Here is a 22,353-nt window from a genome sequence, read left to right on the forward strand (position 1 = left end):
ATGACTGCCGACGTTATCACGACAAATGCTCGCGCCCGGCCCCGTGCCCGGCGCGAGCCATGGCTCGACTGGATGGTCCTGCCGACGCTCATCGTCATGGCGGTGGTCGTGGGCTATCCCGTCGTCTACACGATCCTTCTGTCGGTGCAGGATTACAACCTGCTCGACTTCACTCCGGCCAACTATGTCGGCGCGCAGAACTACGCGAAGCTGGCCGCCGATTCCGTCTTCTGGCAGTCGCTCCTCAACACTGCGATCTACACATTCGGCAGTGTCGGCATTGCCGCGCTGCTTGGGCTCGTCCTAGCCCTGCTTACCGAAAACCTCGGCGGCGCGCGCTTCCGTGCCGTGCGCACGCTGCTTCTGATGCCCTGGGCCGTGCCGTTCGTCGTGGTGGCGTTCCTGTTCCGCTACATGTATCTGCAGAACGGCGGCATCATCAACGCCGTGCTTCTTTGGGCGGGCATTATCAACGACCCGGTGCCATGGCTCAATTCGGCGATGCTCGCACTGCCGGCGGTGATGGTCGCCAACATCTGGGCGATGGCGCCGTTCTTCTTCCTGCTCGTCAGTGCCGCGCTTTCGGCCATCCCCAATGAGGTGATCGAGTCGGCGCGCGTGGACCGGGCGGGCACCTGGGGCATGATCTGGCACATCAAGCTGCCGTTCCTGCGCAATCCGCTGCTGATCAGCAGCCTCCTCATGGTCATTTCCAATTTCAACGATTTCGCCAAGATCTGGGCAATGACCCAGGGCGGTCCCGGATATTCGACCAGCACGCTGGTGATCTATGTCTACCGGCTGGCCTTCGAGAGCTTCGAGTTCGGCTATGCATCGGCCGTCGGAGTCATCTGGCTCGTGATGCTGATGGCGCTCGCCTGGCTCTACATGCGAGCGCTGCGGATGGAAAAACGATGAGTACGGCAACAAAAATCTCGCGCCCGCGTCTGGCGCCGGGAAGCATCGTGCGCTGGACGGCGATCGCCTTCGCGCTCTTCTGGAGCCTGGCGCCGATCTACTGGATGCTTTCGACGTCGCTCAAGACGGAGCTGGAGGCGACGCGCCTCCACCCGACGCTATGGCCGGAGGCACCGACATTCGCCAACTATATCGGCCTGACGGGCACCTCGCTGCCTTTCGTCGCCTTCTTCTTTAACACGGTCCTGAGCTGCCTGTTGACGGCGGTCGTCTGCGTCGTCATCGCAACACCCGCGGCCTACGCGCTGTCGCGGGCTCGCTTCCGGCTTGCCGGGACGGTGGGATACACCATCCTCGCCTTCCGCATGCTGCCAATGGTAGTGGTGCTGGCGCCGCTCTATCTTCTCCTGCTCAACGCACGCCTTCTCGACACCGGAACCGGCCTCGTGGTGGGCTTCACCACGTTCGGCCTGCCCTTCGCGGTCTGGATGATGAAGAGCTTCGTGGATGCGGTGCCGATCGAGGTGGAGGAAGCCGCTCGCGTCGATGGCTATCCGCGCTGGCAGATCCTGCTTAGGGTCGTCGTGCCACTCATCATGCCAGGCATTCTTACCACCGGGACGTTCGTGTTCATGGAAGCCTGGAACAATCTGATTTACCCGCTGACCTTCATCACCACGATGGAGAAGCAGACCCTGCCGGCCGCGCTGGTGCTTACCTTTACCGGCCAGTTCAAGACGGACTGGGGCGGCATGATGGCTGCGGCGACGATCACCACCCTGCCGCTGATGATCGCCTTCTTCGCCGTGCAGCGGTCTATGGTGCGCGGGCTTACCTCGGGAGCCGTCGCCGGTGCCTGACGTGAGTCCAGACAGAAAGGTTGCCGGGCGGTTCGGCGGCCAGGTTGCGCTTGTCACCGGAGCGGCAGGCGGCATCGGCTTTGCCATCGCAGGACGGCTTGCCTCGGAAGGGGCTGCGGTCCTGATGACGGATGTGGATGAAGTCCGCCTTGCCGACGCCGCCGAAGCGCTGCGCGCGGAAGGGGCGGAGGTTGAAACGGCCGCGGCGGATCTCGCCAGCGCGCAGGACCGCGCGCGACTGGTGCCGGTCGCGCTCGCGCACTGGAACCGGCTCGACATCCTTGTCAACAACGCGGCTTTTCATGGCGAGCGGCGTGCCTTCACGGAGGCGTCCGAGGAGGAATTCGAGCGGATTTTCGCGGTGAACGTAACGGCGACGGCCGTCCTCTGCCGCGCGGCGGCGGGACCCATGCAGGAGCAGGGTGCGGGCGCGATCATCAATATCGGCTCGATCCAGGCGGATCTTCCCGTGCCCACCTATGCGGCCTATGTCGCAAGCAAGGGGGCCATCGCTGCGCTCACCCGCGCGCTTGCGGTCGAGCTTGCGCCGCGCATCCGCGTCAACGCGGTGCTGCCGGGCGTGATTGCGACGGATTCCTTCAAACAGACCCTGGCCGAGGGGGCAACCGTCAGTAAACCCGCATCCATGACCGCCGCGCTGCTTGGCCGCGAGGGCCACGCTTCGGAAGTGGCCGCGGCCGTCGCCTTTCTGGCTTCTGCCGAAGCCGCCTTCATCACCGGTGCGGCGCTGCCTGTCGATGGCGGCCGCAGCATCAGCCGCAGGCCGGACCCGTTCCAGTCGTCCTTCGGCGAGCAAGAACAATCAGGAAATCCCGAATGACCAGAATCGTGCTGCGCAATGTCGAGAAGCACTACGGCAATGTGCCGGTTCTTCGCGACTGCAACCTGGAGATAAAGAACGGCGAATTCATCGTGCTGGTCGGGCCTTCCGGCTCGGGCAAGACGACGCTGCTGCGCATCATAGCGGGTCTGGAGCACATCACCGCGGGTGATCTCTATTTCGACGATACGCTCGTCAACGATGTCGATGTGGGCGACCGGGACATCGCGATGGTCTTCCAGAATTACGGGCTCTACCCGCACATGACGGTGTACGAAAACATGGCCTTCGGCCTCAAGCGACGGAAGATGCCGAAGGACGAGATCGACCGGCGCGTGCGCAGGGCCTCGGAAATGCTCAACATCGCCCCCTATCTGGCGCGCCGGCCGCGCCAGCTCTCGGGCGGCCAGCGTCAGCGCGTGGCGCTCGGGCGGGCCATCGTGCGCGATCCCAAGGTCTTCCTCCTGGATGAGCCGCTGTCGAACCTCGATGCGCATCTGCGCGTCCAGATGCGCACCGAAATCCTGAAGGTGCACCGCGCGGTCGCCGCGACGGCGGTATATGTGACCCACGACCAGGTGGAGGCGCTGACGATGGGCGACCGCATCGTGGTCATGGCCGATGGGCGCATCCATCAGGTCGGCACGCCGGACGAGCTCTACGACAACCCGGACAACAAGTTCGTCGCCTCCTTCATCGGGACGCCGGCCATGGGCTTCTTCGACTGCCCGGTCGCCTCGGCCGAGGCGAAGCCCTCCGCAGGGCGCGTGCGCCTGACCGAGGCACAGCGCACGCTTCTTCACAGGAACTGCAAGGCCAAGGTGACGGTGGGCATTCGCCCGGAACGCCTCTCGCTGACGAACAAGGAGGACGATACGGCCGACATCCTGCTTCACGGGACCGTGGAGGCGGTGGAGATGCTGGGTTCGGAGCAATACGTCCATTTCGTTGTGGACGGCGGCGCGCTGACGGCGCGCGTGCCGCGCGAGCAGCAGGTGAGGGCAGGGGATTCCGTGACATTCCGCGCGGACGCGAAGCATCTCTATCTTTTCGATCCGGAAAGCAGCGTGACGCTGCGCTGATCCGCGCCGCCGCACGAACGGCATTGCGGATCTGAACGGCCAATTCGACAGGGAGCAGGTCATGGCGCGTATCGCCAGCATCGAGACGTTCCGCGTTCCGCCGCGGTGGATCTTCGTCCGAGTGACCACGGATGACGGCCTCACCGGCTGGGGCGAATCCATCATCCCGAAACGGGCGCGCGCCGTGGTGGGCGCCATCGAGGACATGGCGGCCAATCTTGCGGGCGTCGATGCCTCGCGGATCGAGGATATCGCGCAGCGGCTGCGGCGCGGTGCATTCTTTCGCCACGGCCCGGTGCTCGCCACCGCTGCGGCGGGCATCGAGCAGGCGCTGTGGGACATCAAGGGGCAGCGGGCGGGAATGCCCGTCCACGAATTCCTAGGCGGCCTCGTGCGCAAGCATGTCCGCGCCTATGCGTGGATCGGCGGCGACAGCCCCAATGATGTCGTCGAGCATGCGCGCAAGCGCATCGAGGAGGGCTTCTCGGCCGTCAAGATGAACGCGACGCCCGCGCTCGGCCATGTCGGCGAGCGGGACCTGATCGATGCCGCAGCCGCGCGCATGGGAGCGCTGCGGGACGCTTTCGGCAACAAGCTTGATATCGCGCTGGACCTACATGGGCGCGTCCACCGCGCCGCGCTGAAGCCGTTGCTGGCGGAGCTGGAGCAGTTCCATCCCATGTGGGTGGAGGAGAGCTCGACGCCGGAGAACGAGGAAACGCTGAAGATGCTGGCGCGCGCGGCGCGCTCCATTCCCGTCGCCACTGGCGAGCGGCTGGTCTCGCGCTGGGAGTTCAAGCGGGTTCTGGATACGGGGGCGATCGACATCATCCAGCCGGACGTGTCGATCACCGGCCTGTTCGAGCTGGAGAAGATCGCCCGCATGGCCGAGGTCTACGACGTGGCCGTCGCGCCGCACTGTCCGAACGGGCCGGTTTCGCTGGCGGCCTCCCTGCAGGTGGCCTTCTGCTGCCCCAATGTGGTGATTCAGGAACAGAGCCTGGGCCTGCATTACCACGCCGGATTTGCAGGGTTGCCCAAGGCCGATCTGCTGGACTACCTCAAGGATCCTACGCCGCTTACGACGGTGGACGGCGTTTTTGCGGTTAACGACGCTCCGGGGCTGGGTATCACGCTCGACACCGATGCGATCGAAGCCAAGCAGCAGGACTGGCGCCTGCCCGACGCCGACTGGACGCATCCGGACGGCACCTATGCGGAATGGTGAGGGATTTCAGTCCTCGGCTACGCCGTCGCGTTGGCGCCTGTTCCGTCCGTCAGAGCGTGCGGTAGCGCGCGATCGTCTCCTCACGAGGGACGATCCCTAGGCCCGGCTCCGATGGCAGCTTCACGCTTCCGTCCGCGATTTCCGGGAAGGGCGGCAGAAGCTCGCGCTGCAGCGGGTTGTCGTTGACATCGACCTCCAACATCCCGTCGCCGCCTGCCGCTTTCAGCAGATGCGCGGAGGCAAGAAGCCCAACGCCCGCGCCGAGGAAGTGGGGGCAATAGCGCCTGCCTGCCTCGAGAATGCGCTGGGCGGCGCGCCGGCAGCCGGAGACGCCGCCCCATTTCGCAAGGTCCGGCTGGATGACACCCACTGCGTTGCTTTGAACCATCTCGTCGAAGCTGGAGAGCCCGCGCAGATTTTCTCCCGCGGCCAGCGGGATCGTCGTCTTCTGCGCGAGGGTCTGCCATTCGGACAGAGGCCGGTCCGCCGCAAGCGGCTCTTCCAGCCATTGCGGTGCGAAAGGCTCGAGCGCGCGGGCCATCTCGATTGCCTTGTCCAAATCCCAAGCCTGGTTCGCGTCAACCATGAAAGGCATGTCCGGACCGATGACCGCGCGCACGCGGGCGGCATTTTCAAGATCAGTCTCCCGGCTGAAACCGACCTTCAGCTTGAACGCCCTGAAGCCGCGCGCGTGTTGAGCTTCCACGACCCTCTCTGGCGCCTCCGGATTGATGCCGCTGGCATAGGCGGGAACCTGCGGCGCTCCCCTGCCGCCGAGCACCTGCCAGAGAGGCTTGCCGAGCCTTTTGGCGGCAATGTCCCACAAGGCAATATCCACTCCGGCGATGGCTTGCGCGAATGGGCCTGCTTCCCCCGACTGAAGAGCAAGCAGCCGCGTGCGGGAGGAGAGTTCGGCAAAGATGGCTTCCGGATTCTCCACCGTCCTGCCTTTGAGCAGCGGCAGCAGGATCGAATTTATGAGGCGTGCGCGGTGCTCGGCGCCGACCGAGGGAAAATTGCACCAGACTTCTCCCCAACCGACCGTTCCCGTCTCATCGGTTATACGGATGAGTACGGCGGGGCGGTCGTGCATCGTGCCGAAGGCGGTGCGGATCGGATAGGGCGTCGGTGCGCGCAACACGAGCGCCTCTCCATCCATGACGGTGAAGGTGCGGAAGCCTGTCGCCTCGCGGGCGGCGGAAACGGAGGTATTCATAGGGGAAGCAATCCCTTCGGCAGGGGCACGTTCAACAGCTGCGAGAATATGAAGCAGAAAAGTCCGACACTGATCACCGTAGCCAGGGCGAAGGAAAGCCAGCGGCGGACGGACCAGTCATCATATTTCGCCACCATTCCCACGGCGGCAAATCCCAACAGGGAGGCAACCAGGAATCCGGCGACGGGAACGAGGGCAAGCCAGGCGACCATGGAAACCACCAGCGCCAGCCGTCTTGCATTCGAGCCGGTGCCGGATTTCGGCGGCTTCTGACGACCGAGGAAAATCAAGAGGGTGAGCGCGGCTGCCGCGACGATGAGCACGATGGCAATGAATCGCGGGAACACCGAGGCGAGCGGCGAAAAGCGCTGAGCCTCCCAAACTACATAGACTGCAAGGCCTGCCGAGCCGGCCGCCAGCACGAGCCCGGAACGGTCCATTTCACGCGCCTTCATCGGGCACCCTCCTTGCGAAACGTGCGGTTATGGCCGGATAGAACAAGACCAGGAGTGCGACGCAGATGATCGCGATCGAGATCGGCCGTCCAAAAAACATGCCGAGGACGTTGCCGGTGGCGTTGCCGATCAGCCATGCCTGGACGAAGCCCTGTTCGGCAATGGGGCCGAGCACGAGGCCGAGGACGATCGGGGCGGGAGGCACGCCCATCTTCTGCAGTATCCAACCGACGCCGCCGAGCCCGAGCATCAGCCAGACCTCATAAATGTTGTTGTGAACGGCATAGGTACCGAGGATGGTGAGGAAGGCGATGCCCGGCGCTAGAATGGCCTTGGGAATGACGATGATGGAGCGGTAGAAGTAGCGGCCCAGGATCAGACCGACGGGCAGCATCATGATCGTCGCGATGATCAGCCCGAACATGAAAGTGTAGACGATCGAACTCTGATTGCTGAACAGGTTCGGTCCGATGCGCACGCCGTGGACAAGAAGCGCTCCCAGGATGATCGCATCCGCCGGGGTGCCGGGGATGCCGAGCGTCAGGGTCGGTATCAGGCCGCCGCCCACCGTAGCATTGTTGGCGCTCTCGGAGGCGATAAGCCCGTCAGGCTCGCCCTTGCCGAAATTCTGCGGGCGCTTCGAGGCGCGCCGCGCTTCGGCATAGGCGATCAGCGAGGCGACAGGCCCACCGGCCGCCGGCAGGATGCCGATAATCGTGCCGAGCGCGGAGCTGCGCAGCATGTTCCATTTGCTTTTCCAGGCGATCGAGAGCGCTTCCTTCAGCCGGAATCCGCGCACATCGGAACTCATCTTCAGATGCGCCTCCGGCGTGGCGACCAGGTCGATCAGGACGGGGATACAGAAAAGGCCGATGAGCCCCACGATCACATCAACGCCGCCAAGCAGGGTCGTCGTGCCGAAGACAAATCGGGTATCGCCGCCAACGATGGCCGTTCCCACCAATGCGATGAGCAGTCCGAAGCAGCACCCGATCAGGCCCTTGATAAGGCTGCCTTCCGACAGGGCCGCGACCAGCGTGAGGCCGAGAATGGCGAGCCAGAAATATTCAACCGGCCCGAAAGCAAGCGCCACCTTCGCAAGCAGGGGACTGATGAACAGCAGGGCGAGAGCGCCGACTATGCCGCCAAAGACGGATGCCAGAACGGCCAGTGTCAGGGCGAGGTCGCCGTCGCCGCGTTTCGCCATCGGAAAGCCGTCCAGCGTCGTGGCGATGGAGGAGGGCGTTCCCGGCGTGTTGATGAGAATTGCTGCGTAGCATCCTCCATAGATGCCGCCCGTGTAGATAGCACCGAGCGCGATGAGCGCCGAGGAGGGCTCCAGCGTGAAGGTGAGGGGAGTCAGCACCGCTATGGCCATCGTCGCCGTCAGGCCGGGCAGCGCGCCGATGACGGTGCCGGCGGTAACGCCGGCAAGCGCCAGAAGGAGATTGGCCACCGAGAGGGAGGCGGCAAGGTGCTCCAAGATCATGATTGCCACAGGGTCTCGGTTGATGCCTCCGGCCGGATTCCCGCGCCGGAGGCTTTTTTCGGTTGCGATTACTTCACGAGCCCGAGGAGCTTGCCAACCTCGATATATTCCGCGCCGAGCTCGCTCATGAACTCGTCCATCACCTCATAGCCGATATCAACGAGCACATAGCCGCCCTCTTCCATCCTGCTGCGGAAGTCCGGGTCGCTGTTGATCTGGGAAAAGATGTCAGAAAGCTGCTGGCGCAGTTCCTCCGGCGTGTCCTTCGGCACGGCGATGCCGCGATGGGCGCCGCCGACGAGATCGATGCCCTTCTCCTTGAAGGTGGGCACGTCGGGGAACAGCGGATGGCGTTCCTCCATGGCGACGGCGAGCATCCGCACATTCTCGCCCTGTTCCGCCGCGACGGTCGTGAAGCCCCATTGCGCGCGGACCTGATTGCCGAGAAGGGCGGCTGTGGTCGCGGCGGTGCCGGTGAAGGGAACATAGGTCGTCACGATGCCTGCGGCCTTGTCGAAGGTGAGCTGCGCCACCTGGTTTGCCGAGTTCGAGCCCGTTCCGGCGACGGTAATCGCGCCGGGCGCCGCCTTGGCCTCGGCGATGTAGTCCTCAAGGGTCTCAATCGGGCTGTCCGCCGGAACGATGAGCGCATGGGGCGTAAGCTGGAAGACATTGAGAACAGTAATGTCTTCCGTCTTGTAGCCGACGGTGCCCTCCATGGGCTGAAGGAAGAGGTGAGGCAGGTTGATCCCCATGATGAGGTGCCCATCGGCCTGCATGCCGTTGAGCTGCGACCAGGCGGTGGCTCCGCCCGCACCGACCATGTACTGGATCACGAAATTCTGGCCGGTGATCTTCTGAAAGGGCCCTTCCTGTAGGCGGGCCGTCACATCGGACTCGCCGCCCGCGTTGAAGGGGATGATGTAGGTCACTTCCCTGTCAGGGAACGCAGCGGCCGGCTGAGCCACACCCAGGCCCAGCGCGAGCAGCGCCGAGAAGGTCAAGGTCTTGCAGAAGTCAAAATATGCCATCAGTTCCTCCCGGTTTGAAAAAGGTCAGGTCCGTCCCCGATTGAGAAGGTCGATCTCCAGCCGCACCGCGTCGCCGCGATAGATAAGGTCCGCGCAGTAGATCGCGACCCCTTCCTCGTCCTGGATGACGCGGCGAACCTCGGCGGTCGGAGCGTTGAGAGGCAATCCCAGATGGGGGGCGGTTTCCACATCCGCCGTGCCGATCGTAAGCGTCTGGCGTGCCCTGCCAATCCTCACGCCGCCGATGGTTTCGAGCAGGGGCAGGACGATGTGGTTCCGGAACGTTTCGGGCGCGTGGTCGTAGACGCGCTTGTCGAGATAGACGTCCAGCAGGCAGTAGGGCTCGCCGTTCCGGCTGTGAACGCGCCGCATGTATTGGTAGCCGGGCGCCAGGATGCCCTCGCCGGGCTCTATCTTCGGCGGCCGTTCGGCGTCTTCAAGCGCGAGCATGCGGGGCGACAGCTCCCGGACGCTTGCCAGAATATCCGCCCAATCGGCGCCCAGTTGCAGCCAGCGCCGCTCCGGCAGGATCTTGGCCACAAACGTGCCGCGCCCCTGCTGCCGGATCAGGAGGCCCTCCATCTCGAGGATCTCGACGGCCTGCCGGACCGTCACTCTGGCCACGTCGAAGGCGCGTACCAGTTCCTCAAGAGACGGTATCCGGCTGCCCGGCGCCCATTCTCCCGACTCGATGCGCCTGCGCATGAGCGACGCGATCTGGCTGTAGAGAGGCTTTCCATCCAGCCTGAATTTCAGCGGGGCAACGGCCGACACGATCCCGTCACAAAAATAAGACGTCTGCAAAATAGTATGACTTTGAGAGGGAGGAGTCAAATTCCGGCCGGCCGGGCAATGCAGTGACCCGGCTTCAGGTTCCCTGAATAGTGAATGGATGGACTGCGGCTTCAGCGGAGCGCTGTCGCTGAAGAAGCTGTCAGGCGTCATAGCCAATGCGAAAGCCAGCGTGCGAGCTCGACGTGTCCGGCGGGCGGCCCATCCGGGCGGCGATGCGGTAGCGGTGGCAATAGGTGCGGTGGCAGAGGAAAGACCCGCCTTTGAGCAGCCTTTCACCGTCCCGCCGCGCGGCGGCGTCGCGCGCCTTGCCAGCCGCACTTAGGGAGCGCACGCGGAACGGGTCCGCGCACCATTCCCAACAATTCCCGGCCATGTTGAAGAGGCCGTAGCCGTTCGGTTCGAAAGCGTCTACAGGTGCGGTCGTCTCATAGCCGTCGGTGACCAGATTGTGGTCGGGGAACCGCCCCTGCCAGATATTGCAGCGCGGCGCATCGTCGGGCGGGTCTTCGTTTCCCCAGGGATAGATGACGTCCTTTCCTCCGCGGGCGGCGAATTCCCATTCGGCTTCCGTAAGCAGCCGCCCGCCCGCCCATTGGGCAAAAGCCGCCGCGTCATTCCAGCTGACGTGGACCACCGGGTGGTCCAGGATGTCGTCAATGGACGATCCGGGACCGGCAGGATGCCGCCAGTCGGCGCCATCCACCCTGTGCCACCAGGGCACTTCGGCCACACGGAGCGTGTTGGCGCGCTGCTCCGGGTCGAGGGCGTCCTTGAAGACGAAGGACCAGCCGAAGGTTTCCGCCTCCGTCCTGTAGCCGGTGGCTTCCACGAACTCGGCGAAGCGCCTGTTGGTGACGGCGAACCGCTCGATGCCGAACGGGCGCACTCTTGCTGGCCGGCGCTCCTCGCCATCTCCTTTTATGACCACCCGGGTCGTGCCGCAGTAGCTGCGCCCCCCTTCAAGCCAGACGATGTCTTCCGAAGGGGGCTTGCCTTTCGACCCGCACGCGCGCTGCTGTTGCTTTTCCGGCCCCGACTGCACCTTGGCCTCAGCAGGCTGGCTCTGACGGCCTGGGGCACAGCAGCTGTCTTTCATCGATCCGCCCTTTGATTGGTACCTTTCACGGCCGGACGGCCATTCTGCAAACAGGTTTGGCCGGTCGCGGCCAAAGTCAAGCCGGGCATGCCCGCTGCTCGCGGTTACCAAGAGCGCACCCGCTTCGAATTTGCAACCGCCAAAGATGCGGCAGAGAACCATAGAGGGCGGCACACTCGCTGGCATTTATCCCCGCGTCCACGGTAAGCCTTATCCTTTTTGCGGAGCCGAACGCGAGAGGAAATCCGTCATGGAAGAGACCGCAAATCTCAAACTGCCCTTCATCCTGCCTTCCCAGGCGCAGAAGCACGTCACCCACAATGAAAGCCTGCAGCTTCTCGACGCGATCGTGCAGCTTGGCGTGCTCGACCGCGATCTGACTGCGCCTCCCGCCGAACCTGCCGAGGGTGACCGGTACATCATCGCATCCCCAGCCACCGGAGCATGGGAAGGCCGCGAGGGCGAGATCGCGGCGTTTCAGGACGGAGCCTGGAACTTCCTTTCGCCACGCCCCGGCTGGCGCGCATGGATTGTGGACGAGCAGGCCCTTCTGGTCTGGGACGGGAGCAGCTGGATCGATATCCTGAAGCAGATTCAGCATGTGGAGCTCCTGGGTATCGGAACCGAGGCGGACGCGCAGAACGTCTTCGCCGCCAAGCTGAACAAGGCGTTGTGGGCCGCGCGCATCGAGGCCGAAGGAGGTGACGGCAATCTGCGTTACACGCTGAACAAAGAGGGCCCCCAGAAGGTGCTTTCCTTGCTTATGCAATCCGGGTGGTCCGGGCGCGCGGAGGTCGGCCTTGCAGGTTCCGACGATCTTTCGATCAGGGTCAGCCCGGACGGCAGCCAGTGGCACGAGGCGCTTCATGTGGACCGGCAAAGCGGCATCGTCTCCACGCAGGCCCTGCCGCGCTTCAAGGCCTACACCAATTACGACAACTATGTGGGCGTAGGGGTGTGGACGAAGATCGGCATCAACAACGCCGACTATAATGAACAGGGTTGTTTCGATGCGGGCACGAACCGGTTTATTGCGCCGGTCGATGGTACGTATCTGTTCGGGGCATCGCTGCTCTACAAGATCAATTACAGTGCGGACGCGCGCATGAGCGCGAGGCTGGTGTTGAACGGCGCCACGGAAGTCAAAGGTTCGCGGGGAGAGATTTCAGGCCCGCATGAGTCCCTTCTAACGGCATTGTGCCTTTCCACCCTCGTTACTCTGGAGAAGGACGATGCGGTTGAACTGCAGGGCTGTTTCCGCGGAGCGGACGGCTATTTTGCAGCCGACGGCACAACCTTCTGGGGTTTGAAGGTGGGTTAGCCGAATAGGGGCCCTCCCGCAGGAGGGCCCCCGATTACGCATTTCTAATGGCCTTCGATCAGTCCGCGCAGCTCTGCGACTTTTTCCTCAAGCAGCGTCCTGTTCGCGCGCGTTTCGACATTGAGGCGCAGAAGCGGCTCGGTGTTGGAGGCGCGGAGATTGAAGCGCCAATCGTCGAAGACCATGCCGAGGCCGTCGATCGTCTCCACTGTGGGATTGTAGCGCCCATAGTGGTCGGCCACCTTCTCCTGCACCCTTTTGGCGTCGTCCACCTTGAAGTTGATCTCGCCGGAGCAGGGGAATTTGGCGATGCGCTCTTCCAGAAGGTCCGCAAGCTGCGCGCCGCTAGAGGAGAGTTCCGACACGACGTTGAGCCAGGCAAGCATGCCGGAGTCGCAGTAGGCGAAGTCGCGGAAATAATGGTGAGCGCTCATCTCGCCGCCATAGATGGCATTTTCCTCGCGCATCATGGCCTTGAAATAGGCGTGTCCCGTGCGGCAGGGTTTGGCTACGCCGCCGGCGCTCTCGACGATGTCGATCGTGTTCCAGGTCAGGCGTGGATCGTAGAGGATGGCGCTGCCCGGAGCTTTCTTCAGCATCCGCTGCGCGATCATGCCCACGAGATAGTAGCCTTCCACGAAACGGCCCTTGTGGTCGTAGAGGAAGCAGCGGTCGAAATCGCCGTCCCACGCGATGGCGAGATCAGCACCATGCTCGACCACGGCACGGCTCGCCTTCTCGCGCTTTTCCGGCAGGAGAGGATTGGGCACTCCGTTGGGCAGGCGCGGGTCCGGTTCGTGGTCCACCTTGATGAAGGTGAAGGGCAGGTGCTTTTCCAGAAGGTCGATAATCGGGCCTGCGCAGCCATTGCCGGCGTGGCAGACGATCTTGAGCGGCTTCAGCTCTTCATCCGCCACTTCCCCGAGCAGGCGCTCGATATAGGTGTTCCGGTCGCAGGCAGGATGGAGGGTCCCCCGTTCGCCATAGCTGGAAGCGGAGGGGAACTGGCGATCGGCGCGCATCAGCTCCTCGATCGCGTTGAAGGCGTTATCGGGCGTAGCCGCGGCTGCACCCTTCAGCACCATCTTTATGCCGTTGTAATCGGGCGGATTGTGGCTCGCGGTCACCATGAGGCCTGCATCGGCGCCAGTACGCGCGGTGTGGAAGTAGACTTCCTCCGTGCCGCACATGCCGATGGGCAGCACGTCCACGCCACTGTCGAGCAGGCCCTGTGTCAGGGCGCCGGCGAGCGCCGGACTGTCGAGCCGCATGTCGTGGCCCACGACCACCGATTTGGGTGAAAGCGCCTGGCTGGTTGCCTGAGCGAAGCGATATGCAAATGGCACATTGAGTTCGCCGGGAATCTGGCCGCGAATATCATATGCCTTAAAAGGAGCACCCATACTGTCTCTCCTGCTCTTTCGTTCGTTGTAGTACTTCGGCAGTCATTGCGACGCAAATGGGGTGACCGGTATCCAAATTCACGGGTGCACAATGCCCGCGACAGATTGACGTTCCTTTGCTCTCGCTGCGGTCCGCCGCCGGGGCCTGACCGGCCTGAAAGGGGAACGGCGCGCATCTCCGGAAGAACATTCCTCCTGAGCCCGCGATTAAGCAAAATCAAGATCATGCGGCTTCAGCCTTTAGGCTAGGCCGCCTTGAGAGAGCGGGGAAGCGGGTGGTATCCCGTGATCAGTGACATCGGGCGGCGGCGTTGGTTTCGCAAAGGTTTATTTCAGAAAATGCCGGCAGAGCTTACTCACCTCCAGCGGCTCGAAGCCGAGTCGATACATATCATCCGCGAAGTAGCGGCAAGTTTCTCAAGACCGGTAATGCTTTATTCTATTGGGAAAGACTCATCGGTGCTTCTGCACCTGGCCATGAAAGCCTTCTATCCGGCCAAGCCTCCATTCCCGTTTCTCCATGTGGATACCACTTGGAAGTTCCGCGACATGATCGCGTTTCGCGACAGAATGGCGGCGGAGAAAGGCATCGAGCTTCTGGTGCATGTCAATGAGGAGGGGGTGAGGCAGGGCATCAATCCTTTCGAGCACGGCTCCAATGTGCATACACATGTGATGAAAACGGTGGCTCTGCGCCAGGCCCTGGACAAGTACGGCTTCGACGCCGCCTTCGGCGGGGCACGGCGCGACGAGGAAAAGAGCCGCGCCAAAGAGCGCATCTTTTCCTTCCGCAATGCGAGCCACGCCTGGGACCCGAAGAACCAGCGCCCGGAAATGTGGAAGATCTACAACACGCGGATCGGGAGGGGCGAGTCGATCCGCGTCTTCCCGCTATCCAACTGGACCGAGCTCGACATCTGGCAATACATTCTCCAGGAAGACATTCCCATCGTGCCGCTCTATTTCGCCAGGAAACGCCCGGTAGTGAATCGCGGCGGCATGCTGATCATGGTCGACGACGATCGCATGAAGCTCCTGCCCGGCGAGAAGGTGGAAGAGCGCATGGTGCGTTTCCGCACGCTGGGCTGCTTCCCGCTTACGGGCGCCATCGAATCCGATGCGGAGACGTTGGAAGATATCGTGGCTGAAATGCTGACGGCGCGTACCTCCGAGCGCCAGGGCCGGCTGATCGACCATGACGAGGCCGGTTCCATGGAAAAGAAGAAGCGCGAGGGGTATTTCTGATGCTGACGCTTGCCGAAAAGCCGCTCGCCGAGCTCGAAGTGGTGGACGTTCGCGGCTATCTAGCCAGCCAGGAGAACAAGACCCTTCTGCGTTTTCTGACCTGCGGCTCGGTGGATGACGGCAAGTCCACGCTGATCGGTCGGCTTCTCTACGACACGAAGCTCATCTTCGAGGATCAGCTCGCGGCGCTGGAGCGGGATTCGAGACGGCACGGCACGACGGGCGAGGGCATCGACCTGGCGCTGCTGGTGGACGGGCTGGAGGCCGAGCGCGAGCAGGGCATCACCATCGATGTCGCCTACCGCTTCTTCGCCACGCCAAGGCGCAAGTTCATCGTCGCGGATACGCCGGGCCACGAGCAGTATACGAGGAACATGGCCACCGGAGCCTCTACGGCGGACCTGGCGGTGGTTCTCGTGGATGCGCGCAAGGGCGTGCTCGAACAGACCAGGCGGCACTCCATCATCGCCTCGCTTCTGGGCATCCGGCATATCGTGCTGGCGGTGAACAAGATCGATCTCGTCGGTTTTGACGAGGAGGTTTTCCGGCGTATCGCCGCGGATTACGAGGCGTTCGCCAAGAATGTGGGCTTTGCCACGATCCAGCCCATCCCATTGTCCGCGCGCCATGGGGACAATGTCACCGCGGTTTCAGAAAACACGCCGTGGTATACCGGCCCGTCGCTCATCGAGCATCTGGAAACGGTAGATGTGGAGAGCGAGGCGGCGGCGCAGCCGTTCCGCTTCCCCGTGCAATACGTAAACCGTCCGAACCCAGACTTCCGCGGCTTTGCGGGAACCATCGCTTCCGGGGCCATTTCGGTAAACGACGAGGTTGTGGTCGCCAAGTCCGGTAAGCGTACGCGCGTGAAGCGTATCGTCACCTATGACGGCGATCTCGAAACAGCGGTGGCGGGACAAGCGGTCACGCTGCTTTTGGCTGACGAGGTGGAGGTCTCGCGCGGCAACATGCTCGTGGCGCCCGAGGCTCAACCGCACGTGGCCGACCAGTTCGCCGCCAATGTCGTCTGGTTTGGGGAACAACCGCTGCTGCCTGGCCGCACCTATCTCCTGCGTACAGAAACCGACGAGGTGAGCGCGACGGTAAGCCATCTGAAGCACCGGCTGAATGTCGGCAACCTTGCGCGGGAGGCCGCCAAGTGCCTGGAACTGAACGAAGTGGGGGTCTGCAATTTCTCGCTTCAGGCGCCGATCGCATTCGATCCCTTTGCGCAGAACCGCACCACCGGCTCCTTCATCCTGATCGACCGGCTCACCAACGCCACGGTGGGCGCGGGCATGATCCTGCATCCGCTGCGCCGCGCGGAGAACATCTACTGGCAGGCGCTCGACGTGACGAAAGCCTCGCGCGCCGCGCTCAAGCACCAGAAGCCGGCGGTGCTGTGGTTCACCGGGCTTTCCGGCTCCGGCAAATCGACCATAGCCAACCTTCTGGAGAAGAGGCTGCACGCGGCTGGGCGCCATACCTATATCCTTGACGGCGATAATGTGCGCCATGGGCTGAACCGCGATCTCGGTTTCACCGAGGAGGATCGCGTGGAGAACATCCGCCGGGTGGCCGAGGTGGCGCGGCTGATGGCCGATGCGGGGCTGATCGTGCTCGTCTCCTTCATCTCCCCGTTCCGTGCTGAGCGGCGCATGGCGCGCGATCTGATGAACGAGGGCGAGTTCGTGGAGGTTTTCGTCGACACGCCCTTCGAGGAATGTGCTAAGCGTGACCCGAAGGGACTTTATGCGCGTGCAATGAAAGGGGAGATCAAGAATTTCACCGGCGTGGATTCCCCCTATGAGGTGCCGGAAGAGCCCGACGTCCACTTGCGGACGGTGGGCCGTTCACCGGTGGAGCTCGCGGACGAACTGGAGCGCTGGCTGAGGGAGCGCGGCTATTGCTGAACAGGGTGACATCCCTTCTTGAAGACGAAGCGGCGGTTCTGGCGCTCCTTGAGTCCCTTGCGCTTGCCGCGGGCCGCGAGATCATGCGGCATCGTGAGGCCGGAGTGCATGTGGAGCACAAGGCGGATGCCTCGCCGGTGACGGCGGCCGACCGTGAGGCGGAGCGCGTCATCCTCTCGGGCCTGCGTACCGAGCTTGCGGGCGTGGCTTGCGTGTCGGAAGAGGAAGCCTCGGACGGCCTGCTGCGGGCCTGCGAGGAAGAGGACTTCTTTCTGGTCGATCCGCTTGACGGCACGCGAGAATTTATCGCCGGCCGGCCCGATTTCACCGTCAATATCGCTCTGATCAGGCGAGGCATCCCTCGCATCGGCGTGGTCTATGCGCCGGCTCATGCACTGCTTTATTCCGGGCGTCCGGGTGTGGCATCCGAGGTACGGGTGGAAGGACAGTCCGCGCTCGCCCGTCGGGCCATCAGCACACGGCCGGGACGTACGCCACCGACCATCGTTGCCAGCCGCTCCCACTCCACACCGGAGACGGCGGGCTTCATCGCCCGTTATCCGGATGCCGAAACGGTATCGGTGGGCTCGTCGCTGAAGTTCTGCATCATTGCCCGGGGGGATGCCGATCTCTATCCGCGCTTTGGCCGGACCATGCAATGGGACACTGCTGCGGGCGACGCGGTTCTGAGGGCCGCGGGCGGACACACGCGGACGCTGGAGGGTGCGCCGCTCACCTACGGTGTGCAGGCGGGTGGCGAGCTTGCGACCTTTGCCAATCCCTTTTTCATCGCAGAAGGGTGGGCGGCGTAGCGCCGTTCAAAGCTCGTTGCGCCAGGGCGGATTGGCCCCCGCACGCGAAACGGTAACGGCCGCCACGCGGGCGGCGAAGGACAGGGCGGCCCTTATTTCGTTCTCCGTGAGCGCGGCGACGCGTTCTTTCGACAAGCGGCCAGCCTCATGCAGGGCGGCAAGCAGGCCGGCATTGAAGGTATCGCCTGCGCCCACCGTATCGACGACCTCGACTTTCACGGCTTCCACCTGAAGGCTGCCGCCCCGCCAATGGACCGTGGCGCCCTTGTCGCCGCCGGTGATCACGACGAGCTTCGCGCCTGCATCCAGCATATTGCGGGCGGCTTTTTGAGGCGAGGCGGCACCCCGAAGCCAGTCGAGATCGTCTTCCGAGATCTTCACGATGTCGGCCATCGCCGTCATGCGTTTGAGGCGCGCCCTGTGCCGGGCTTCGTCGTTGATGAAGAGGGGACGGATGTTGGGATCGATCATGACGACGCGGTGGCCGCTCTCGCGTGCCATCAATCTCTCGTAAGTGGTGCCGCAGGGCTCGGCCACGAGGCTGATGCCGCCGAAAAGAAGCGCCTCCACATCATCATCAAGGGCGGGAAGATCGGCTTCGCCCAGCATGCGCCCCGCCGAGTTCTCGTCGTAGAAGACGTAGCTTGCATGACCGGCATCGAGGGTGACGAAGGCAAGGGTCGTCGGCCGGTCGGACAGCCGGGCGTGGCGCAGGTCCACCTGACTTTCGGCCAGCGCGTTCTGAAGCTTCTTGCCGAACAGGTCGTTCGACAGGCCCGAGAAGAACGAGACGGGCGCGCCCAGGCGCCCTAGCGCGATCGCACTGTTGAAGATCGAGCCGCCCACATGGGGGACGAAGGCCGTTTCGCCATCCGCCGTCTTACGCGGCAGCATGTCGATAAGCGCTTCCCCGCAGCACAAAATCATGGCCTTTTCTCCCTTGCTCAACTCCTCTGGCGTTCGTTCGGCGCTTATAACCGCTGGCGGTGCGTAACACACCAGACTTTCAGCGGGCAGACCTTGCGCTGCGTGTGGCGGTGGTCTTTGATGCGGGTAGGGAACGGAAACGGTCAGCGCAGCGGAGCATTGCATGCATCTATCGCAGTTGAAGAAGGGCGGCGTCATCTGCCGCCGGGGTGAAGAGGCGCGTCTGGTCAATGGTGCCGAAAGCACCTACGGCCTGGCGTTCGAGGCGGTCGAGGCAGGCCTCGAGCTTGCCGCTGTTATCGAGCGCCACGGGCTGGGCGAGGTGGTGGAGCTGGAAAGGCTTGCCGCTGACGGCGCGCTTGACGTGCCCGTGCGCCATCCCGATCCGGCGCACATGTATCTTACCGGCACAGGGCTGACCCATCTTGGATCCGCCTCGGCGCGCGACGCCATGCACGCCGAGGCCGATACGGAGGGCATGACCGATTCCATGAAGATGTTCCGCATGGGAATAGAAGGTGGCAAACCAGCGCCTGGCAAGGAAGGAGTGCAACCCGAATGGTTCTACAAGGGAACGGGTATCGCTGCCGTCGCGAGCGGCGATCCGCTGGTCTCGCCCGGTTGCGCGCTCGACGGAGGAGAGGAGCCGGAGATCGCAGGTTTCTATGTGATCGGCAAGGATGGCCGCCCCTATCGCATCGGCTTCTCGCTTGCCAACGAGTTTTCCGACCACGTGACCGAACGCATCAACTATCTCTATCTTGCGCACTCCAAGCTGCGGCCTGCGTCCTTCGGGCCGGAACTTCTGGTGGGCGACCTTCCGGCCGATATCCGGGGCATGTCGCGTATCTGGCGCGACGGCAAGGTGATCTGGGAGAAGGAGTTCCTATCCGGCGAAGACAACATGTCCCATACGATCGCCAATCTGGAGCATCACCACTTCAAATATGCGCTATTCCGCCAGCCGGGTGACCTGCATGTGCACATGTTCGGCACGGCCACGCTCTCTTTCGCCGATGGCATTGCCTGCCGCGAGGGAGACGTGTTCGAAATTTCTGCCCCGGATTTCGGCCTTCCGCTCAAGAATCGCTTGGGCCAGGAGGAGAAGCGGCAGGTCGCGGTCACGGCGCTCTGAGGGAAAGCCGCCGGAGCACCACCAACTTTCCGGCGTGCGTGACAAGCCACTGCGCCGGTCTTAGCCGTGAGCAGGAGGTCTGGGATGGCCGCAACGAAAATTGCCGTCGTCGGTATCGGCAAGATCGCGCGCGATCAGCATCTGCCCGCGATCGCCCGTTCCGGCGCATTCGAGCTTGCCGCCGCAATCAGCCGTAACGAGCGGGTTGAAGGCGTGGAGAACTTCACGGACATCCAGGCCTTTCTGCGCAACCGTCCGGATGTCGCCGCCGTCTCGCTCTGCGCGCCGCCCCGGCCGCGGCTGCAAATGGCTGTGTCGGCGCTTGAGGCCGGCCGTCACGTGCTGCTCGAAAAGCCGCCGGGCGCCACGGTGGGGGAGGTGGAGGCGCTCGTCGCCCTTGCCCGCAAGAAGGGTGTCGTTCTGTTCGCCACGTGGCATTCGCGCTTTGCGTCCTGTGTCGAGCCCGCGCGGCGGTGGCTTTCGGGAAAGACGATCCGCCATGTGGAGATCGTCTGGAAGGAAGATGTGCGGCGCTGGCACCCGGGGCAGGCGTGGATCTGGGAGGCGGGCGGCTTCGGCGTGTTCGATCCCGGCATCAACGCGCTTTCCATTTTGACGGCCATCGCGCCGCCCGTCTTCGTGACGGACGCGACCCTTGAGGTGCCGGAAAATTGCCAGACGCCCATTGCCGCTCAGCTCACCATGCGCGGCGTGACAGGGTTTGAAGTCACGGCCGACTTCGACTGGAGGCAGGAAGGGCCGCAGACCTGGGAAATCCGCGTCGATACGGATGCGGGCCTGCTCGTGCTTGCCGACGGCGGCAGCCGCATGTCGATCGATGGAGAGCAGCGGCCGGGCGGCCTCGAAGCCGAGTATGACGGAATTTACGCGCGCTTCGCCGGGCTTCTCGCTTCGGGCGAGAGCGATGTGGACCTTGCGCCGCTCAAGCTCGTTTCCGATGCATTTATGATCGGGCGGACAGTGGACGTGGACGCTTTTCACGACTAGAGAACAGGTTCCTCACCCAGCAATCCTCAGTTTCTCAGGAGCGCATCATGTCGCAAGATTTCAAGCCACGCGGAAAACATCTGATTGCCGGGGAGTGGGTGGGAAGCGAGACGACCTTCACCTCCGACCCGGTAACGGGACCCTCATACGAATTTGCCGCGGGCGGGGCGGCCGAGATCGACAGCGCGGTGAAAGCGGCGGAAGAGGCCTTCGCGGTTTACGGCGCCTCGAGCCGTGCCGAGCGTGCAGCCTTCCTGAACGCCATCGCCGACGAGATCGAGGCGCGCGCGGAGGCGATCACAGCCATGGCCACGCGCGAATCCGGCCTTCCTGAGGCCCGTATCAACGGTGAGCGCGGCCGCACGACGGGCCAACTTCGTTTCTTTGCCAAACATATTGAGAAGGGCGACTATCTCGACCGCCGCCACGATCCTGCGGACCCGCAGCGCCAGCCGCAGCCCAAGCCGGACCTGAAGCTCATGCAGTTTCCCGTGGGGCCTGTGGGCGTTTTCGGTGCGTCGAATTTCCCGCTGGCCTTTTCGACGGCGGGCGGCGACACCGCTTCCGCGCTGGCGGCCGGCTGCCCAGTGGTCGTGAAGGGCCATCAGGCGCATCCCGGTACCGGCGAACTGGTGGCTGAGGCGATCCATGAAGCCATCAAGAAGACCGGCCAGCACCCCGGTGTCTTCTCGCTTGTCCAAAGCAACCGCCGCGAGGCAGGCGAGGCGCTCGTGACCCATCCGCTGATCCGCGCCGTCGGATTTACGGGATCGACAGGAGGCGGACGCGCGCTCTTTAATCTGGCGGCCAGCCGGCCAGACCCCATTCCCTTCTACGGCGAACTGGGCTCCGTCAACCCGGTCTTCCTGCTGCCGGCGGCACTTGCCAGCCGCGCACAGAAGATCGGCGAGGGCTGGGCAGCCTCCCTAACCCTGGGTGTCGGGCAGTTCTGCACCAATCCGGGCGTGGCCGTCGCAATCGACAGCGGCGACGTCGAGACATTCATGAGTGCCGCGCAAAAGGCGCTCGAACAGATCACCGAACAGCCCATGCTGACGGCTGGCATCGCCGAGGCTTACCGGAAGGGCCGCGACCGCGTCGTTGGCCTCAACTGTGTTCGCGTGCGGCTGACCTCCAAGGCGGAGGGGCGCTACGTGGGTCCCGATCTTCTGGAGACCACGGGCGAGGAATGGCTGGCCAATCCCGAACTCCACAACGAGGTTTTCGGGCCGTTCGGCATCGTCGTGCGCGTTAAGGACGAGGAGGAGATGCGCCAGATCGCGCGGGGCGTCGAAGGCCAGCTTACCTGCACGCTGCATATGGACGATGCCGACACCGCGCTTGCTGCATCGCTGATGCCGATCCTGCAGCGCAAGGCGGGACGGCTGATCGCCAACGGCTTCCCGACGGGCGTGGAGGTGAGCGACGCCATGATGCATGGCGGGCCCTATCCGGCAAGTACGAATGCCTCCACCACCTCCGTGGGTTCGCTTGCGATCCGGCGTTTCCTGCGACCCGTGGCTTTCCAGGACATGCCGACGAGCCTGCTGCCCGCTGACCTGAAAAACGCCTAAGACG

At 63.6% G+C, this 22,353-nt stretch carries 20 protein-coding genes; 12 read left to right on the top strand and 8 right to left on the bottom strand.

Features of this window, described 5'->3' with window-relative positions; genetic code table 11:
- From NYR54_RS16880 to dgoD, 5 genes are all read left to right on the top strand, one after another.
- Positions 1-918, top strand: coding sequence for a carbohydrate ABC transporter permease (locus tag NYR54_RS16880; RefSeq protein ID WP_261516880.1), 918 nt, complete (start codon positions 1-3; stop codon positions 916-918).
- Positions 915-1,778: a carbohydrate ABC transporter permease gene (locus tag NYR54_RS16885; protein ID WP_261516881.1), complete on the top strand. Its 864-nt coding sequence runs from the start codon at positions 915-917 to the stop codon at positions 1,776-1,778. The genes NYR54_RS16880 and NYR54_RS16885 overlap by 4 nt, the downstream gene beginning before the upstream one ends.
- A gap of 1 nt (position 1,779) precedes the next feature.
- Positions 1,780-2,619 carry an SDR family NAD(P)-dependent oxidoreductase gene (locus tag NYR54_RS16890; RefSeq protein WP_261516882.1) on the top strand — a complete coding sequence of 280 codons (840 nt, stop codon included), beginning with the start codon at positions 1,780-1,782 and terminating at the stop codon, positions 2,617-2,619.
- The gene (locus tag NYR54_RS16895; protein ID WP_261516883.1) at positions 2,616-3,701 is read left to right on the top strand and encodes an ABC transporter ATP-binding protein; all 1,086 of its coding nucleotides are present in this window, start codon (positions 2,616-2,618) and stop codon (positions 3,699-3,701) included. Before NYR54_RS16890 ends, NYR54_RS16895 begins: the two co-directional genes overlap by 4 nt.
- Positions 3,702-3,762: 61 nt before the next feature.
- On the top strand, positions 3,763-4,929 hold the full coding sequence (gene dgoD / locus NYR54_RS16900; RefSeq protein WP_261516886.1) for a galactonate dehydratase: 1,167 nt from the start codon (positions 3,763-3,765) through the stop codon (positions 4,927-4,929).
- A gap of 49 nt (positions 4,930-4,978) precedes the next feature.
- Here dgoD and NYR54_RS16905 read toward each other — a convergent pair whose 3' ends face one another.
- The 6 genes from NYR54_RS16905 to NYR54_RS16930 form a co-directional block, all read right to left on the bottom strand.
- On the bottom strand, positions 4,979-6,145 hold the full coding sequence (locus tag NYR54_RS16905; RefSeq protein WP_261516888.1) for a mandelate racemase/muconate lactonizing enzyme family protein: 1,167 nt from the start codon (positions 6,143-6,145) through the stop codon (positions 4,979-4,981).
- Positions 6,142-6,600, bottom strand: coding sequence for a tripartite tricarboxylate transporter TctB family protein (locus tag NYR54_RS16910; protein ID WP_261516889.1), 459 nt, complete (start codon positions 6,598-6,600; stop codon positions 6,142-6,144). The genes NYR54_RS16905 and NYR54_RS16910 overlap by 4 nt, the downstream gene beginning before the upstream one ends.
- The gene (locus NYR54_RS16915) at positions 6,587-8,089 is read right to left on the bottom strand and encodes a tripartite tricarboxylate transporter permease (protein ID WP_261516891.1); all 1,503 of its coding nucleotides are present in this window, start codon (positions 8,087-8,089) and stop codon (positions 6,587-6,589) included. Before NYR54_RS16915 ends, NYR54_RS16910 begins: the two co-directional genes overlap by 14 nt.
- 68 nt (positions 8,090-8,157) lie before the next feature.
- Complete coding sequence (locus NYR54_RS16920) at positions 8,158-9,120, bottom strand: Bug family tripartite tricarboxylate transporter substrate binding protein (RefSeq protein WP_261516893.1); 963 nt, start codon at positions 9,118-9,120, stop codon at positions 8,158-8,160.
- Between the two features lie 24 nt (positions 9,121-9,144).
- Positions 9,145-9,894, bottom strand: a complete 750-nt coding sequence (locus tag NYR54_RS16925) for a GntR family transcriptional regulator (RefSeq protein ID WP_261516900.1) — start codon at positions 9,892-9,894, stop codon at positions 9,145-9,147.
- A 160-nt stretch (positions 9,895-10,054) separates the two neighbouring features.
- Positions 10,055-11,011, bottom strand: a complete 957-nt coding sequence (locus tag NYR54_RS16930; protein ID WP_261516902.1) for a formylglycine-generating enzyme family protein — start codon at positions 11,009-11,011, stop codon at positions 10,055-10,057.
- Positions 11,012-11,261: 250 nt separating this feature from the next.
- Here NYR54_RS16930 and NYR54_RS16935 point away from each other — a divergent pair, with 250 nt between their 5' ends.
- On the top strand, positions 11,262-12,332 hold the full coding sequence (locus NYR54_RS16935; RefSeq protein ID WP_261516904.1) for a DUF2793 domain-containing protein: 1,071 nt from the start codon (positions 11,262-11,264) through the stop codon (positions 12,330-12,332).
- A gap of 44 nt (positions 12,333-12,376) precedes the next feature.
- Here NYR54_RS16935 and NYR54_RS16940 read toward each other — a convergent pair whose 3' ends face one another.
- Positions 12,377-13,735 carry a phosphomannomutase/phosphoglucomutase gene (locus NYR54_RS16940; RefSeq protein ID WP_261516906.1) on the bottom strand — a complete coding sequence of 453 codons (1,359 nt, stop codon included), beginning with the start codon at positions 13,733-13,735 and terminating at the stop codon, positions 12,377-12,379.
- Between the two features lie 339 nt (positions 13,736-14,074).
- On the opposite strand from NYR54_RS16940, the gene cysD reads away from it, so the two are divergent.
- The 3 genes from cysD to cysQ are packed head-to-tail and all read left to right on the top strand — an operon-like array spanning position 14,075 to position 17,705.
- Positions 14,075-14,980 (top strand): sulfate adenylyltransferase subunit CysD, encoded by a 906-nt coding sequence (gene cysD, locus NYR54_RS16945; protein WP_261516908.1) that lies wholly within the window; start codon positions 14,075-14,077, stop codon positions 14,978-14,980.
- Positions 14,980-16,893, top strand: a complete 1,914-nt coding sequence (gene cysN / locus NYR54_RS16950) for a sulfate adenylyltransferase subunit CysN (RefSeq protein ID WP_261516909.1) — start codon at positions 14,980-14,982, stop codon at positions 16,891-16,893. Before cysD ends, cysN begins: the two co-directional genes overlap by 1 nt.
- The gene (cysQ, locus tag NYR54_RS16955) at positions 16,887-17,705 is read left to right on the top strand and encodes a 3'(2'),5'-bisphosphate nucleotidase CysQ (protein WP_261516910.1); all 819 of its coding nucleotides are present in this window, start codon (positions 16,887-16,889) and stop codon (positions 17,703-17,705) included. Before cysN ends, cysQ begins: the two co-directional genes overlap by 7 nt.
- A 6-nt stretch (positions 17,706-17,711) precedes the next feature.
- Here cysQ and NYR54_RS16960 read toward each other — a convergent pair whose 3' ends face one another.
- A complete protein-coding gene (locus tag NYR54_RS16960) occupies positions 17,712-18,632 on the bottom strand; it encodes a carbohydrate kinase family protein (protein ID WP_261516911.1) in 921 nt (306 codons plus the stop codon).
- Positions 18,633-18,795: 163 nt separating this feature from the next.
- On the opposite strand from NYR54_RS16960, the gene araD1 reads away from it, so the two are divergent.
- From araD1 to NYR54_RS16975, 3 genes are all read left to right on the top strand, one after another.
- The gene (araD1, locus tag NYR54_RS16965; RefSeq protein WP_261516912.1) at positions 18,796-19,767 is read left to right on the top strand and encodes an AraD1 family protein; all 972 of its coding nucleotides are present in this window, start codon (positions 18,796-18,798) and stop codon (positions 19,765-19,767) included.
- Between the two features lie 84 nt (positions 19,768-19,851).
- Entirely contained in the window at positions 19,852-20,775 is a 924-nt protein-coding gene (locus tag NYR54_RS16970) for a Gfo/Idh/MocA family protein (RefSeq protein ID WP_261516913.1), read from the top strand.
- A gap of 47 nt (positions 20,776-20,822) precedes the next feature.
- Positions 20,823-22,349: an aldehyde dehydrogenase (NADP(+)) gene (locus NYR54_RS16975; RefSeq protein ID WP_261516914.1), complete on the top strand. Its 1,527-nt coding sequence runs from the start codon at positions 20,823-20,825 to the stop codon at positions 22,347-22,349.
- Positions 22,350-22,353: the final 4 nt, after the last annotated feature.

It is taken from the genome of Chelativorans petroleitrophicus (assembly GCF_025398195.1).
GTDB lineage: Bacteria > Pseudomonadota > Alphaproteobacteria > Rhizobiales > Rhizobiaceae > Chelativorans > Chelativorans petroleitrophicus.